Genomic DNA, 14,475 nt, shown 5'->3' on the forward strand with positions numbered 1-14,475 from the left:
ATCTGTGGTCTGAACTGAATAAATCAACATAAAATGGAAGTAACAAAGTATTCCGGAGAACTTATCCCACAACAAGACAAAAACTGGCAAGGAAGACCCGAATGGTTTTTCAATAGAGAACATACCGACACCTACGAATTATGGTATGAAGGCAGATACAAACGAGCCGAAATCTGGCAGAAAAAAGTAATGGAACAGCTCATTTCCAAAGATCAACGAGTAAAAACATTATTAGAATTCGGATGTGGTACTACCCGATTTACACGCTGGTGGAAAAATATCGGGATTGAAGCAACCGGCGGAGACATTTCTCCTCTCATGTTATCACAAGCCGTTCATCTTTTCGAAGGCGATCTGGTGATGGCAGATTCTCATTTTATGCCTTTTAAAGATCATACGTTCGATTCATTGGCATTCATCACAACATTTGAATATTATAAAGATTCTGTAAAAGTTATTCGGGAGGCAGCCCGAGTTGCGAAGTACGGAATTGCAATGGGAATGATGAACAGGAACTCCCCAAAGGTCGCAAGAAGAAGAGTGCAACAGCTGTTCGGGAAAAATCCTTTTTACGTGACCGCAACTTTCTACACTCCGAAAATGCTGACAGAGATTATCGAAAAAGCTTTAGTCGGAAGAAAATATACAATTGAATGGACATGCACCGGACTTCCAAAATGGTTTCCTGTACAGCAATGGAACCTTCCGGTAGGCGATTTCTTTGGTTTATACATCCAGCTAAATGATGTGGAATGATTGAAACCTTAGGAAAAATAAATCATTCCCAATTTGAAGATTTCCTGAAACAGCGATGCGGAAAAAAACGTGATGAAGTACGCGTCGGTCCTGAGTTTGGTGTTGATGTCTCCGTAGTCGATCTGCATGGCGGAAAAGCGATGGCTTTGACGAGTGATCCTCTTTCTTTGATTCCGTCTTTAGGTTTGGAAGAATCGGCTTGGCTGTCAGTTCATCTTATGGCGAATGATATGGCGACCACAGGCTTCGCACCGACGTTCGGACAGTTTGTTTTAAATCTTCCTGCTCATCTTTCTAAAAATGATTTTGAAATTTATTGGAATTACATTCATCAGTTTTGTAAAGATATTGACGTAAGCATTACCGGCGGACACACGGGATTTATCGAAGGTCAAAACTCTACTATTGCAGGTGGCGGAACTTTTATTACCATTGCTCAGAAAGAAGAAATTTTAGTTTCGAAATATGCAAAACCCGGCGATTCAATTTTAGTGACCAAAACAAGCGCACTTTCATCGGTTGCCATTTTAGCAATGAGTTTTCCGGAAACTGTAAAAAATAAAGCAGGGAAAGAATTTTACTATTCAGCATCGGCTTCCTTTTACGAAACCTCATCATTGAAAGACGCCCTAACTGCCGTACAAAATAAGAATTCAGGAGTGACTGCGATGCATGATGTAACGGAAGGCGGCGTTTTGGGAGCGATTTACGAACTAGCCATAGCATCAGGAAATGGAGCAGAAATATTTAATGAAAAACTTCCGATTGGAGAAGTCCAGTCAGAAGTTTGTAATTTGTTTTCGCTAGATCCGAGATATTGCATTGGTGCGGGGTCAATGATCATTACATGTAAAAAAGAGAAGGCTTCGGAGATTATTTCAAGATTGGAGGCAAATCATATTCCATGTACAGAAGTTGGCGTGATTACCGAAAAATCTGACGGAATTAAATTAATTGAAAACGAACAAGCAACTGATTTAATGTATTTCGAGGAAGACCCTTATTGGAAAGCATTCTTTAACGCTTATAAAAACGGCTGGAAATAATGAAAAAGCAAACCATACAATCAGGAATCTATCTGATTATCGATCCTTCGATGGATGAGGAAATTCTTTTTTCTAAATTGAATTTAATTGTAAAAGAAAAAATATCAGCCATTCAGATCTTGGACAATTTTAAAGAAAATCAGAATATTGAAGAACTGCTTTTAAAAAGTCATGAGATTACTTCGTCAAATAATATTCCCTTGATCATCAATAATCGCTGGGAATATTTAAATCAAATTCATTTTGATGGAATTCATTTTGATGAAATTCCTGAAAATTTCATTCAGATTAAAAAAGAGATCCATTGCGATTTCATTACAGGAATTACCTGTAATAATGAACTTTCAACGATTGAATATGCCGAAGAAAATCAGTTCGATTATATTTCTTTCTGCTCGATGTTTCCGTCAAAAACCGCAAACAGTTGTGAACTGGTAAATTTTGAGACTGTTCAGAAAGCGAAAAGTATTTTCAGTGGAAAAATCTTTTTAGCTGGAGGAATTGATTTCAATAATATTAAAAATTTAAGTGAATTAAATTATGACGGAATAGCCGTCGTTTCAGGAATTATGAGTGCAGAAAATCCGTCAGAAACCATTAGAAATTACCATCAAAAAATTAAAAAGTAAAAAATGAGAATAAAAACCATAGAAAAACTATGTTGTCCGTTTGACAAATCAGATTTAGATTTAACCATCATTTCGCAGGATGAAACTGAAAATATTATGGAAGGTTTACTGATCTGCGACGACTGCAAAAGAGTCTTCCCCATCATCAGCGGAATTCCGATTATGTCACCCGACGAATACCGTGAATTTAAACTGGAACAACCCGTTTTAGAACGCTGGGAAAAGCATTTGGAAGGAAAAAAAGTGGAGAATTTCAAACTAATTTCTTAACGATAACAGCAATAGATAATTTCAAAATGCTGAAAGTTTAGAATTTCGTAAATTTGCAGCATGATAAAAATAGGCAACATAGAACTGCCGGAATTTCCGCTTTTGCTCGCTCCGATGGAAGATGTAAGTGATCCGCCGTACAGACGACTGTGTAAATTACATGGTGCAGATATGATGTATTCAGAATTTATCTCTTCTGAGGGCTTGATCCGTGATGCGATGAAAAGCAGAAAGAAGCTGGATATCTTCGATTATGAAAGACCTGTAGGAATTCAGATTTTTGGAGGTGACGAGGAAGCTATGGCGATGTCTGCAAGAATTGTAGAGACCGTAAACCCTGATTTGGTGGACATCAATTTTGGTTGCCCGGTAAAAAAAGTGGTTTGCAAAGGTGCCGGAGCCGGAGTTTTGAAAGATGTTGACATGATGGTTCGTCTGACGAAGGCTGTTGTAAGCTCTACAAGTCTTCCTGTGACGGTGAAAACGCGTTTGGGATGGGACAGCAATTCAATCAATATCGATGAAGTGGCTGAACGTCTTCAGGAAACTGGGATTAAAGCTTTGACGATTCATGCAAGAACGCGTGGCCAGATGTATAAAGGTGAAGCCGACTGGGAACATATCTCAAGAATCAAGCAAAACCCGAATATCGAAATTCCTATTTTTGGAAACGGTGATATCGATTCGCCTGAAAAAGCCTTAGAATATAAAAATAAATATGCCTGCGACGGAATTATGATCGGCCGTGCTGCGATTGGTTATCCGTGGATTTTTAATGAGATCAAACATTTCTTTGAAACAGGGGAACATCTCGATGCACCAACAATTTCAGACCGACTTTTAGCTGTACGTCAACACGCTGAATGGAGTGCAGAATGGAAAGGTGAGAAATTAGGCTTAATCGAAATGAGACAGCATTACAGCAATTACTTCAGAGGGATTCCTCATTTTAAAGATTTCAGAAGAAAGTTTCTGGAAGTATATTCTTTAGTTGAAATGGATGAGGTGATTAAAGAAACTGAAGGATTTTATGCTGAATATCAGGCACAGGTTTAAGCTGAGGTTGAGGATAATTTGAAACATTAAGGTTTATTAAGAAGTTTAGATTAGTTAAGCTGAGCTTCGCTTTAAGCATCATGCTAAATTAAAATCTTTTTGCTTTGCTTAATGGAACTTAACTCCTTAAATTATTCTTAATGGTTCAAAAATATATAAAAGCAAACCCATCAAAATTTTGATGGGTTTGTTTATTTTCGGTTGATGAAACCTATTATTTTTTAATATCAGTTTTTACATCCTGATATGTTTTCTCTACAGCTTTTGCGCCTTTTTTAGCAGTTTTTTCCGTCCATTTTGCTCCTTGCTTTACACCTTTCTCCGTGGCTTTAGCACCTTTTTTCGCGGTGTCACCAGTCCACTTCGCTCCTTTCTGAACACCTTTTTTGGTTGCGTCGGCTCCTTTTTTAGCTGCAGTTCCTACAGCTTGAGCGTCTTTTTTCACTGTTTCTTTTACAGTTTGCTTTTCTTGTGCATTGGCAGATAATGTAATCAATAAAATTGCCAGAATTGAAATTATTTTTTTCATTGTATTTAAAAATTTAGATTAAAATTACTATTTTATTTTACTTAAAATCAAAATTTTTAGTTTTTTTGAGGAGTATCGGGTTGTTCGAGTTTTTTATTGGTTGAATAAGGTTGTCATAAAATATATGGAAACAACAAACCCATCAGATTTTGATGGGTTTATTGTTTTTAGGAAATTAAATTATCCCATTTTTCTGTGTGTACTTTTTGTAGCCGCTTTTGCTCCTGTACTTGCTTTCACTTTTGGAGTTGCAGGTTTGTCAGCTTTTGGAGCCGCTTTTTTCGGAGATGCTTTGTCTGCGGTGATATCACCTTCAGCGCTTTCTCCTTCTACAGTCTCAGGCTCAGCTTTTACGAAGCTTTCCGGAGTAATATATCCTGCTTTGTGAAGGATATTGTACCATTGAGCTAATTTTTTGATATCAGAAAAATAAACTCTTTCTGTATCATAGTTTGGAAGAGATACTCCCATAAATTCTTTCAACTCATCTTCGGTAGATTTGTGAGAAATTGTTTCTTTGTACTCGTAGTTTTTAGCAATATTTTCAAAAACTTCGAACAAAGGAACTTCTTTATCGAATGTGAACATTGCGATATTATCTAACAAGCTCACCTGGCTTGAGTTACCGATGCTCACTTTCTTTTTTGTTGTAACGTCTTCAATAATAAATCCGTTTTTCAATTGCGAAACTAATTTGTAAAGACCTGGTTTACCAGAAATCGAAATTATTTTTTCTAACAGCATAATCTTATTTTTTTTAAATTTTTAGCAATCTGCTCAAGACAAACTGCAGTTTATTATTTACTTATTTTCTATTTTAATTACTTTGGAAACCTCATTTTGTAGCTGATCGATACATCACCCTGAGAAATTTTAACCAATTTACCTTTTACCAGTTTTTTCTTTAAAGAACTTAAATGATCGGTAAACAAAGTACCTTCAATATGGTCATACTCATGTTGAATTACGCGGGCTCTAATATCGGAAAAAGTTTCTTTATGCTTAACAAAATTTTCGTCATAATATTCTATAACGATCGTACTTTTTCTTTTGACATCTTCTCGTACATCAGGAATCGAAAGACAGCCTTCATTAAATTTCCACTCTTCACCCGATTCTTCAAGAATCTGAGCGTTGATGAATACTTTTTTGAAGTCTTTCAACTCTTCAGCAATATCTTCATAATCTTCATCTCCTGCCAAAGGCGAAACATCTACTATAAAGAGACGGATGTCTAAACCAATTTGCGGTGCTGCAAGACCAATACCATTGGCACTATTCATCGTATCAAACATATTGTCGATGAGCTCCTGCAAACCAGGATAATCTTGATCTATATCTTTTCCTACTTTTCTCAAAACAGGATCTCCAAAGGCTCTAATTGGTAAAATCATCTTGTTCTTTGTTCTAAAAAATTCTGCAATATGATGGTTGCACTTACTCTATCTATTAATCCTTTCTCCTGTCTTTGTTTTTTACTTTTTCCGCTTTGGGAAATAAAAAACGAAGCCATTTTTGACGTAAATCTCTCATCCAAACGATGAACCTGAATGTTGGGAAATTCTTTACTGAAAAGTTCTATAAATTTCAGAATATCCGTTTCCACCTCAGAAAGATTCCCCTTTAAATCTGTCGGAAGACCTACAACAATATCTTCAACTTTGTTTTCATTGAAATATTTTTTCAAAAATTCCATCAAAAACTTTGTTTCTACAGTCTCCAGCGCACTGGCAATAATCCTCATATCATCGGTCACCGCAATGCCACAACGAGCCTTTCCGTAGTCTATTGCAAGGATTTGTCCCATAAGTCTGCAAATTTAAGAAATTTTAATGATTTTATTCATAACGCAGTTTTTTTTATAAAATGATGTTACATTCCATATTTTTTTTTATAATTTTAATATTCCAAACTCAGAACTATGAAGAAACTCATCTTGGTAAGACACGCCAAAAGCGACTGGCCGGAAGAAACCGAAGACTTCGACAGACCATTGGCAGACAAAGGGTTACAAGATGCCTTGAAGATGTCTAAATTTTTAAAGAATAGCAATGTTGCTATCGATTACTTGATCTCAAGCCCTGCGGTAAGAGCGCTGAATACCTGCAAAATTTTTAATCAGACCTATAGGCTCAACTATATTACGAACGAAAAATTGTACAATCCTTCTGAAAATAATTTTCAATCTGTGATTTATGATTTGAATGATAATGTCGATTCGGTCGCATTTTTCTCACACAACAACGGAATTTCAAATTTCGCCAATTCTATTTCGGAAGATATTTTTCATTTTCCAACGTGTGGTGTTGCGGGTTTTGAAATTAACTGCGATTCGTGGTCACATTTTGATGGTGCTGATAAGAAATTATTGTTCTTTTATGAACCGAATAAGCTTTAGCTATCTTAATTTTGAAATTTAAATTTCTATATTTTTCCATTCTGGTTTTTATTCTTTCATGTCAAAATAAAGAAAATACTTATTTTCAAAGTATTGCTGTAAATGATGTAAAACTATCACGCCCACACTCTAGTGAATGGAGATATAATCACAAAGAAAAATTTCAGACGTTTGACGATTTTAAAAAATTAAAAAAGATAAAACCTGAAGCAGCAAAAAATATAATTTATTTGCAGCCTATTGGAGAATTTAATGATTTACAGGAAAAGCAAATTAAGTTTACTAAAGAGTATTTAAAGATCTATTTTCAGCTGGAAACAAAAATTCTTCCAACTATTTCTAATGAGATCTTTCCGAAAAACATCAGAAGAATTTCTAAAAATGGGCAAGAGCAAATTCTCGCAGGTTATGTTCTGGACAGTGTTTTAATTAAAAGAAAACCAAAAGATGCTGTTGTTTTAATGGGAATTACAGAAAGAGATTTGTTTCCAAAACCTGAATGGAATTATGTTTTCGGACTGGCTTCTTATCAAAAAGGAGTTGGCGTAACCTCAATATACAGATTTGCTGATGGAAATAATTTATCTGAATCTAAATTCAATAAAAGTTTGGAAAGATTAATAAAAATTAGCTCGCACGAGATCGGTCACATGTTTGGAATCAGCCATTGCCTGAACGCAAACTGCGTGATGAATGGAACAAATAACCTTAGTGAAACAGATGCTCATTTCGCAAGAGCTTGTTCGCTTTGTCAGTACAAACTCAATTCAAGTTTAAAATATGATGATAAAAAGCGCTTGCTTGAGTTGAAGAAATTCTTTGAAGAAAATTCTTTTAACGCGGAACTTTCAAGAGCAGAAAAAGATTTAAATTTAGTTCAATAAAAAAACGGACTAAAGCCCGTTTCCTTGATTTTATTTCTAAAATTAATTATTTTCTTTTCAGATCCAAATCATCAAAATCAAAACTAAAATCTGTAATATCTGAAATTGCTTTCATTTTTGCAGATTCTGCCTTTCCGTTTTCATCATAACTGAAAATTATGTATGCATCGGCATCGTAACTTCTGTCATCCCATTTGATAATGAAAGAGTTGTTTGAATAAGGAAGCAGTTCACCTTTTAATCTAGGAGAGTTTTTACAAGAAATTCTATAACTGTTTCCCTGCTGAGCAATTTCTACATCACCAAACCAGACATCATTGTATTTTCCTACAAATTGTTCCGCTTTTGGCTGAAGGTTTTTATCTTTTTTAAATGCATCTGACTTTGCAAAAGCATCTTTCTTTTGTTTTTCATATTCAGCGTTGGCTTTTGACATTCTATCGTCGTATGTTTTCAGCCAATTTCTGTCGACTACACCTAAATATGAATCTTTCAAAGTATTTGTAATCGTGTTAAAAGCTGCACCAGACTGTTGATTGGTTAAAACAACAATCCCTAATTTCATATCCGGAATTAGAGTAAACTGAGTTACCGTTCCAATTAATCCGCCTGTATGCTGAATTTGTTTATGACCTTTCACATCGCTCAAAAACCAACCTAAACCGTAACCATAAAAACTGGTGTCATAAGGATTTTTCATCGCAACCGGACTTGCAATCTGCAAATTGAAAAGCTGCTGAATCTGTTTGTCTGAAACTAATTTTTTACCGTCTTTAGTCGTAAAATTATTCAACAGACATTCTGCCCAAATCGTCATATCTTTGATGTTACTCATAATTCCGCCTGCTGCATTTCCTGTTTCATTCCAGTCGTGAGGAACAGCGATTGCTTTTCCGTCAACCGGTGCATGAGCGTCAATTTTATTTGATATAGCTTTTGCTCTGCTGTAACTTCCGAAACTTGAAGTCATTCCAACAGGTTTCATAATTTTTTGTTCAATAAAATCGGCCCAACTTAATCCTGAAATTCTGGTAATAACTTCTCCAGCAACAATAAACATGATATTATTGTAGTCCAAAGTTGTTCTAAAAGGGTTTTCAGGTTTTAAATATCTTACATTATGAACGATATCTTTCACCGTTAAATTTCCACCTTCTGGAAAAAACATCAAATCTCCCTGGCCCAAACCTAATCCGGCTCTATGAGTCACCAAATCTTTGATTGTAACATTTTGAGAAACATAAGGATCATACATCTGAAATTCTGGAATATATTTTGAAACTTTATCACCCCAGTTCAATTTTCCTTCATCTGCTAAAATTGCTAAAGCAGTACAGGTAAATCCTTTTGAATTAGATGCAATTCCTACCAAAGTGGTATCATCCATGGGTTGTTTAGACGTTAAAGAGCGTACTCCGAAACCTTTTGAATAAATAATTTTCCCATCTTTGATGACTCCGACAGACATTCCCGGAACATCGAAAGTTTTTAAAGTATTTTGAATGAGTTCATCCAGTTTTTTTTCTTCAACCTGCGCAAATGTGATAAAAGAGACAAGAACAAAGAATAGAGATAGCTTCTGCTTCATTTTTTTAATTTTTCCAAAGTTAATCAATTCGGGATTATTGAGTAAATTTGCTTTTTAAAGAAATTCTCATCAGCAATGACCAAAATCCTTCTCCTCTCCGATTCCCACTCATACATCGATGATCGAATTTTAGATTATGGAAAACAAGCAGATGAAATTTGGCATTGTGGAGATTTTGGAAGTTTTGAAATCATTGAACAATTAGAAAAAATAAAACCGCTAAAAGGTGTTTATGGAAATATTGACGGCGCAAAAATCCGTTCTGAATTTACGGAAGTGAATCGTTTCTTTTGTGAAGACGTAGAAGTTTTAATGATTCATATCGGTGGTTATCCTAATAAATATACAACTTTAGCGCAAAAAGAAATTTCAGAGAAAACGCCGAAATTATTTATTTCCGGACATTCTCATATTCTGAAAGCAATGTTTGATCAGAAAAATAATTTACTACACCTCAATCCTGGAGCTTGCGGAAAACAAGGCTGGCATAAAATGAGAACAATGATGCGGTTTGTAATTGATGGTGAGGAAATTAAGGATTTGGAGGTGATTGAGTTAGGATCGAAAATTTAATTTATAAATACAAAAAGCAATAATGATTTTCACCAATAACACTAAAATAGTTTATGGAAATTTGTGATGTAATTTGTGTCCATTAGTATTTAAAATATATGAAAATAGGCGATAAAGTTTCGGTGGTTGATGAAGATTTGAGCGGAGTAATCACTTCTGTAAATGGAAATATCGTGGTTTTCAAAGATGAATATGGTTTTACTTATCAATATCCGAAAGAAAAACTGGTTCCGAAAAATGCTTCTATCTATGAAAATATGAAGGTTGTACAGAAGGCGGAACCAAGAAAGGTGACTTCTAAAAAACATGATAAAAATCCTTTAGTTCTTGACTTACATTTTCATAATTTGGTTAAAAATCCGAATGACTATGATAGTTTCGAGAGATTGTTTATACAAAAAGAAAAACTCATACAAACTATTAATTTTTGCAGAAAAAATCATTTGAAAAGACTTGAAATCGTTCACGGAATTGGCGATGGCGTGCTTCAAAAATTAGTCCGGGACGTACTTGAAAGCCAGACAGGTCTGGATTTTTACAACAAGGAAATACTTCATCATCAATCGGGTGCGGTAATGGTAGAATTTCACTAAATTTGCAGCAATTGATATATGAATTTACTTACTTTACTTTTTACCAAAGACGGACTAATCTATCAGATTTCCAAGAACAAAAATGTTTTGGAAGAAAAGTCTTATCTCGTGAATGAAGAATCTCCTGCAAATTTTATTGCTGACAAGTTGGAGGAAGCTTTGCTGAAACAAAGATATGATGAAGTGTCTGTAATCTCAGCGCTTAATCATTTTACTTTGATGCCGGAAGGTTTTTCTGAGCACGATGCAGGATATGATTTAATTGCCTTCAATGCGCCTGTTGACAAAGAAAATGAAGAACTGATGCTTTCAGTAAATAAGAAATTTCATGTTCAGTTTTATTATACTTTTCCTAAAGATTTTTACACAAAAATTAAAGATCTTTCAATTCCTGTGAAATTTAATTTTTCAGGAGAGAAGTTTTTAAACTCGATTCATAATAAAAACAATAAAGAAATTCACATCAATCTTTATCATAATCAATGTGAGTTTTTTGCGATTGCCAACAAAAAAGTGATTTTATACAACAATCTTGATGTCAACTCAGAAGTAGATTTTCTTTATTTCGTGATGTTTACATTAAGTAAAATCGGTTTCGGAATCAACGACACCAACTTTTTTGTGTACGGTGAAACAACAGAAAACGAAACATTTATTTCAGAACTTCAGAAGTTTGTGAAGAATATAAAAATTGTTTTTGATAATATTCCAAACAAGAATTTCATTCTAAACTAGGTTGCAGGATGCAGATTTTGGGATTTAGTCCTTCTCTGCTTACCTATAATCTACACCCTAAAACCTAAAAAAATGTACAGAATAATTGCCGGCAAGTGGAAAGCCAAAAAAATAGCAGCTCCCAAAAACTTTGACGTAAGACCGACCACCGATTTTGCGAAAGAAGCTTTGTTCAGCATCATCGAAAACAAATACGATATGCAGGCGAGTTCTGTGCTTGATCTTTTTGCAGGAATCGGCTCGATTACTTTTGAATTTGCTTCAAGAGGCTGCAAAGATGTGACTTCAGTTGAATTAAACCCTAAACACACCTCATTTTTAAATTCTACCGCTTCAGAATTAGGATTTAGCTTAAATGTAAGTGTGCAGCGTGGCGATGTTTTTGATTGGCTGAAGAAATTCAGAAATAAAAAATCTTACGAGATTGTTTTCTCTGACGCGCCATTCGAGACCGAAGAGAAAAAGTATATGGAACTGATTTCTTTGGTTTTAAAGAACAAATATCTAAAACCCAACGGAGTTTTCATCGTAGAGCATCAAAGCAGAATGAAGCTCGATCATCCCAATTTGGTTGACAGCAGAAAATACGGAAATATAACGTTCAGCTTTTTTGAACCTATCGAGGAAGAAACAACGGATTTAGAAGAAACAGATCATCAGGAAATTTAATTCCTGATTTTTTTTGTTTAAATTAGTAAGTATAAAATGAATAACGATGAGCTTTTTAGATAAAATAAAAAACCGATACACGGTAAAAAAATACAATCCTCAAGCAAAAATCAGTCAGGAAAAAATTGATGAACTGAAGGCGATATTAAATTTAAGTCCGTCTTCGATCAACAGTCAGCCCTGGAATTTTGTATTTATCAAAACACAAAATATCAAAGAGCAATTGTCTAAATTTTCTTATCACAACAAACAAAAAGTAATTGACTGCAGTCATGTTATCGTTTTTCAGGTGCTCAAAAGCTCAGAACATTTTGAAAACCAGATGAATGATTATCTTAATGAAGTTGGAGTAAATTTTTATAACACTCTGGTAAAACCGAATGGCGAAGAATGTATAAAATCATGGATGACTCATCAGGTCTATCTTTCGCTGGGTGTATTTCTCTCAGCCTGTGCTGATATGGAAATTGATTCTACTCCGATGGAAGGAATCCAATCGGATCAATACGATGCTATCATCAATAATCTAGATTATAAATCTGTTTTTGCAGTAGCCATCGGTGAAAAGTCTGAGGATGATAAAAATCAATTGACAATTACACCAAAAAGAAGATTAGATTCTGAAAAGATAATTGTAGAACTCTAAAACTACAAAAAGACTCAGCGATGAGTCTTTTTTATTTATAATACTTTCAGTTCTAAATCGATTGTCTTTCCGAAGAACTTTTTTGAAATTTTCTCAAAGTTTTTGGTAATATCCGAAAGGTAAAACTGGTATGTTGCCTTCGGATTGCTGGTATTGAGAAGATGATATTTATCTAAAATGATATTCAGGTGATTTGCTACAATATTCGGAGAATCGATAACACGAACACGGTTTCCGTAATATTGTTTGATTTCGTCAATCAATAACGGATAATGCGTACAGCCTAAGATCAACGTTTCTATATTTTTAAGCTTCGCATTGCTCAAATAATTGTAAATGATAGAATGCGTAATAGGATGATTTTTGAAGCCCTCTTCGATTGCAGGAACCAATAACGGCGTCGCCAATTCGTCTACTTTGATAAACTTATTGTGCTTTCGGATGCTTTTCTTGTATAAACCAGAATTTACAGTAGCTTTCGTTGCAATCACCCCCACATTATTATGGATTTCGTATGCTACTTTTTCAGCCACTGGATTGATCACGTCAATCACAGGAACTTTTCCGGCAACTGCTTCCATTACTTCATTTAAAGCGTTTGCTGTGGCAGTATTACACGCAATAACGATTGCTTTACAGTTTTGTTCCAATAAAAAATTGGTGATTTTCGTAGCATATCCTATAATTGCTTCTTTGGATTTTTCACCGTAAGGAAGATGTTTGGTGTCTCCGAAATAAATGAGATCTTCATTGGGAAGAAGTCTTTTAATTTCTTTGGCAACCGTCAAACCGCCAACACCACTATCAAAAATACCGATAGGCTGCTGAGGCGAAAGATGCGAATAATCTTGTTTTTTAGTTTTCAAATGAATGAAATTTTATGCAAAAATAGTGAAATTGTTGGATGCAGGATGTCGGATGCTGGAAGTTTTTCACATAATGCTCCAGCATCTTCAGAATTTAATAACCTAATTTAAACCTGAAACAAATCTGAAGCTATTCCGTCTGCCATAAACCAGTGTTTTTCAGGAATTTTTAAGTGATTATTTTCTTTAATTAAAATTCCGTCAGCGATTTTCTGTTGAATTTCTTTATGAAACTGGTCTAAAATATCTTCTTTAAACTTACTTTTTAAACTTTCAAGATCGACTCCCCAAGTTGTTCTCAATCCGATCATGATCATTTCATTAAACTGATCTTTAGGAGAAAGAATTTCTGTCTCTTTAGCAAGAAGATTAGAACTTAATTTTTTAATATATTGTTGATTGTTGGCTACATTCCAACTTCTCACATCAAATCCGTTGTAAGAATGTGCAGAAGGTCCGATTCCCAAGTATTCGTTATACTTCCAATATGCAGAATTATGTCTCGAATGAAAACCTTTTTTAGCAAAATTGGAGATTTCATAATGCTCAAACTCATGATCTTTAAGAAAATCAATCATATAATAAAACTCTCGGTTCTGTTCTTCTTCCTTTGGATTTGAAACTTTTCCGTTCACGATCCATTTTTCTAAAGCAGTTTTTGGCTCGACCGTCAGTGCGTATGACGAAATATGGGGAACTTCAAGTGCAATGGTTTTGTTTAAATTTTGTTTCCAAATTTCTAAACTTGAGGTTGGCGAACCGTAAATTAAATCAATACTTAAGTTTTCAAAGCCAAAATCCTGAGCTCTTTTGATAGAACCTTCGGCATCAGAAGCATTATGCGCACGATTCATCAGCCTTAAATCTTCATCAAAAAAACTTTGCGTCCCAATTGACAGTCGATTTATGTGAGAATTTGAAAGTTGTTTTAAAAAGTTTTTGTCTAAATCGTCCGGATTTGCCTCCAAAGTAATTTCAATATCAGCATTAAAACTGAAATATTTTAAGACCTCATCAATTAAAGACTTGATTTCGTCACCCGAAAGAATAGAAGGCGTTCCTCCACCAAAGTAAAGTGACTGTAAATTTTTGTTTTGAAGTTCATCTTTACGGAGAAAAATCTCTTTTTTCATCGCAGCAACCATCTCATCTTTAAAATTCAAAGACGTTGAAAAGTGAAAATTGCAATAGCTGCACTTCTGTTTGCAGAAAGGAATGTGAATGTAGATCATAAAAA

At 34.7% G+C, this 14,475-nt stretch carries 19 protein-coding genes; 12 read left to right on the forward strand and 7 right to left on the reverse strand.

The annotated features are described in order from the left end of the window. Positions 1-33 precede the first annotated feature (33 nt). Genes LNP04_RS07585 through dusB form a run of 5 tightly spaced genes read left to right on the forward strand, consistent with a single transcriptional unit; the run spans position 34 to position 3,757 of the window. Entirely contained in the window at positions 34-756 is a 723-nt protein-coding gene (locus tag LNP04_RS07585) for a class I SAM-dependent methyltransferase (RefSeq protein ID WP_229985922.1), read from the forward strand. Then, entirely contained in the window at positions 753-1,802 is a 1,050-nt protein-coding gene (locus LNP04_RS07590; RefSeq protein ID WP_229985923.1) for an AIR synthase family protein, read from the forward strand. Before LNP04_RS07585 ends, LNP04_RS07590 begins: the two co-directional genes overlap by 4 nt. Beyond that, a complete protein-coding gene (locus LNP04_RS07595; protein ID WP_229985924.1) occupies positions 1,802-2,431 on the forward strand; it encodes a thiamine phosphate synthase in 630 nt (209 codons plus the stop codon). The genes LNP04_RS07590 and LNP04_RS07595 overlap by 1 nt, the downstream gene beginning before the upstream one ends. Positions 2,432-2,434: 3 nt before the next feature. Then, positions 2,435-2,701: a Trm112 family protein gene (locus tag LNP04_RS07600; RefSeq protein WP_229985925.1), complete on the forward strand. Its 267-nt coding sequence runs from the start codon at positions 2,435-2,437 to the stop codon at positions 2,699-2,701. Between the two features lie 60 nt (positions 2,702-2,761). Beyond that, on the forward strand, positions 2,762-3,757 hold the full coding sequence (gene dusB, locus LNP04_RS07605; RefSeq protein ID WP_229985926.1) for a tRNA dihydrouridine synthase DusB: 996 nt from the start codon (positions 2,762-2,764) through the stop codon (positions 3,755-3,757). 214 nt (positions 3,758-3,971) lie between these two features. On the opposite strand, the gene LNP04_RS07610 is transcribed toward dusB, so the two are convergent. The 4 genes from LNP04_RS07610 to ruvX form a co-directional block, all read right to left on the reverse strand. Beyond that, positions 3,972-4,286 carry a hypothetical protein gene (locus tag LNP04_RS07610; protein ID WP_229985927.1) on the reverse strand — a complete coding sequence of 105 codons (315 nt, stop codon included), beginning with the start codon at positions 4,284-4,286 and terminating at the stop codon, positions 3,972-3,974. 180 nt (positions 4,287-4,466) lie between these two features. After that, positions 4,467-5,030 (reverse strand): DUF5606 domain-containing protein, encoded by a 564-nt coding sequence (locus LNP04_RS07615; protein WP_229985928.1) that lies wholly within the window; start codon positions 5,028-5,030, stop codon positions 4,467-4,469. Between the two features lie 77 nt (positions 5,031-5,107). Next, complete coding sequence (def, locus tag LNP04_RS07620; RefSeq protein ID WP_229985929.1) at positions 5,108-5,680, reverse strand: peptide deformylase; 573 nt, start codon at positions 5,678-5,680, stop codon at positions 5,108-5,110. After that, positions 5,677-6,093, reverse strand: a complete 417-nt coding sequence (ruvX, locus tag LNP04_RS07625) for a Holliday junction resolvase RuvX (RefSeq protein WP_229985930.1) — start codon at positions 6,091-6,093, stop codon at positions 5,677-5,679. The genes def and ruvX overlap by 4 nt, the downstream gene beginning before the upstream one ends. A gap of 114 nt (positions 6,094-6,207) precedes the next feature. Here ruvX and LNP04_RS07630 point away from each other — a divergent pair, with 114 nt between their 5' ends. Together LNP04_RS07630 and LNP04_RS07635 are read left to right on the forward strand one after the other, a co-directional pair. Then, the gene (locus tag LNP04_RS07630) at positions 6,208-6,684 is read left to right on the forward strand and encodes a histidine phosphatase family protein (RefSeq protein ID WP_229985931.1); all 477 of its coding nucleotides are present in this window, start codon (positions 6,208-6,210) and stop codon (positions 6,682-6,684) included. A gap of 11 nt (positions 6,685-6,695) precedes the next feature. Beyond that, positions 6,696-7,568 carry an archaemetzincin gene (locus tag LNP04_RS07635; RefSeq protein WP_229985932.1) on the forward strand — a complete coding sequence of 291 codons (873 nt, stop codon included), beginning with the start codon at positions 6,696-6,698 and terminating at the stop codon, positions 7,566-7,568. Between the two features lie 46 nt (positions 7,569-7,614). On the opposite strand, the gene LNP04_RS07640 is transcribed toward LNP04_RS07635, so the two are convergent. Then, positions 7,615-9,156: a serine hydrolase gene (locus tag LNP04_RS07640; RefSeq protein ID WP_229985933.1), complete on the reverse strand. Its 1,542-nt coding sequence runs from the start codon at positions 9,154-9,156 to the stop codon at positions 7,615-7,617. A 75-nt stretch (positions 9,157-9,231) separates the two neighbouring features. Between LNP04_RS07640 and LNP04_RS07645 the strand changes: the two genes are divergently transcribed. The 5 genes from LNP04_RS07645 to LNP04_RS07665 all read left to right on the forward strand — a co-directional run bounded on the left by LNP04_RS07645 (position 9,232) and on the right by LNP04_RS07665 (position 12,372). After that, a complete protein-coding gene (locus LNP04_RS07645) occupies positions 9,232-9,729 on the forward strand; it encodes a metallophosphoesterase (protein WP_229985934.1) in 498 nt (165 codons plus the stop codon). Between the two features lie 98 nt (positions 9,730-9,827). Continuing rightward, on the forward strand, positions 9,828-10,322 hold the full coding sequence (locus LNP04_RS07650; RefSeq protein WP_229985935.1) for a Smr/MutS family protein: 495 nt from the start codon (positions 9,828-9,830) through the stop codon (positions 10,320-10,322). A gap of 18 nt (positions 10,323-10,340) precedes the next feature. Then, positions 10,341-11,057 carry a DUF3822 family protein gene (locus LNP04_RS07655; protein ID WP_229985936.1) on the forward strand — a complete coding sequence of 239 codons (717 nt, stop codon included), beginning with the start codon at positions 10,341-10,343 and terminating at the stop codon, positions 11,055-11,057. Positions 11,058-11,129: 72 nt separating this feature from the next. Beyond that, positions 11,130-11,726 carry an RsmD family RNA methyltransferase gene (locus LNP04_RS07660; RefSeq protein ID WP_229985937.1) on the forward strand — a complete coding sequence of 199 codons (597 nt, stop codon included), beginning with the start codon at positions 11,130-11,132 and terminating at the stop codon, positions 11,724-11,726. A 46-nt stretch (positions 11,727-11,772) separates the two neighbouring features. Then, complete coding sequence (locus tag LNP04_RS07665; RefSeq protein ID WP_229985938.1) at positions 11,773-12,372, forward strand: nitroreductase family protein; 600 nt, start codon at positions 11,773-11,775, stop codon at positions 12,370-12,372. Between the two features lie 35 nt (positions 12,373-12,407). On the opposite strand, the gene murI is transcribed toward LNP04_RS07665, so the two are convergent. Both murI and hemW read right to left on the reverse strand, forming a co-directional pair. After that, positions 12,408-13,238, reverse strand: a complete 831-nt coding sequence (gene murI / locus LNP04_RS07670) for a glutamate racemase (RefSeq protein ID WP_229985939.1) — start codon at positions 13,236-13,238, stop codon at positions 12,408-12,410. A gap of 107 nt (positions 13,239-13,345) precedes the next feature. Further along, a complete protein-coding gene (hemW, locus tag LNP04_RS07675) occupies positions 13,346-14,470 on the reverse strand; it encodes a radical SAM family heme chaperone HemW (protein ID WP_229985940.1) in 1,125 nt (374 codons plus the stop codon). Between the last annotated feature and the right edge of the window lie 5 nt (positions 14,471-14,475).

The organism is Chryseobacterium sp. C-71 (genome assembly GCF_020911865.1).
Lineage (GTDB): Bacteria > Bacteroidota > Bacteroidia > Flavobacteriales > Weeksellaceae > Chryseobacterium.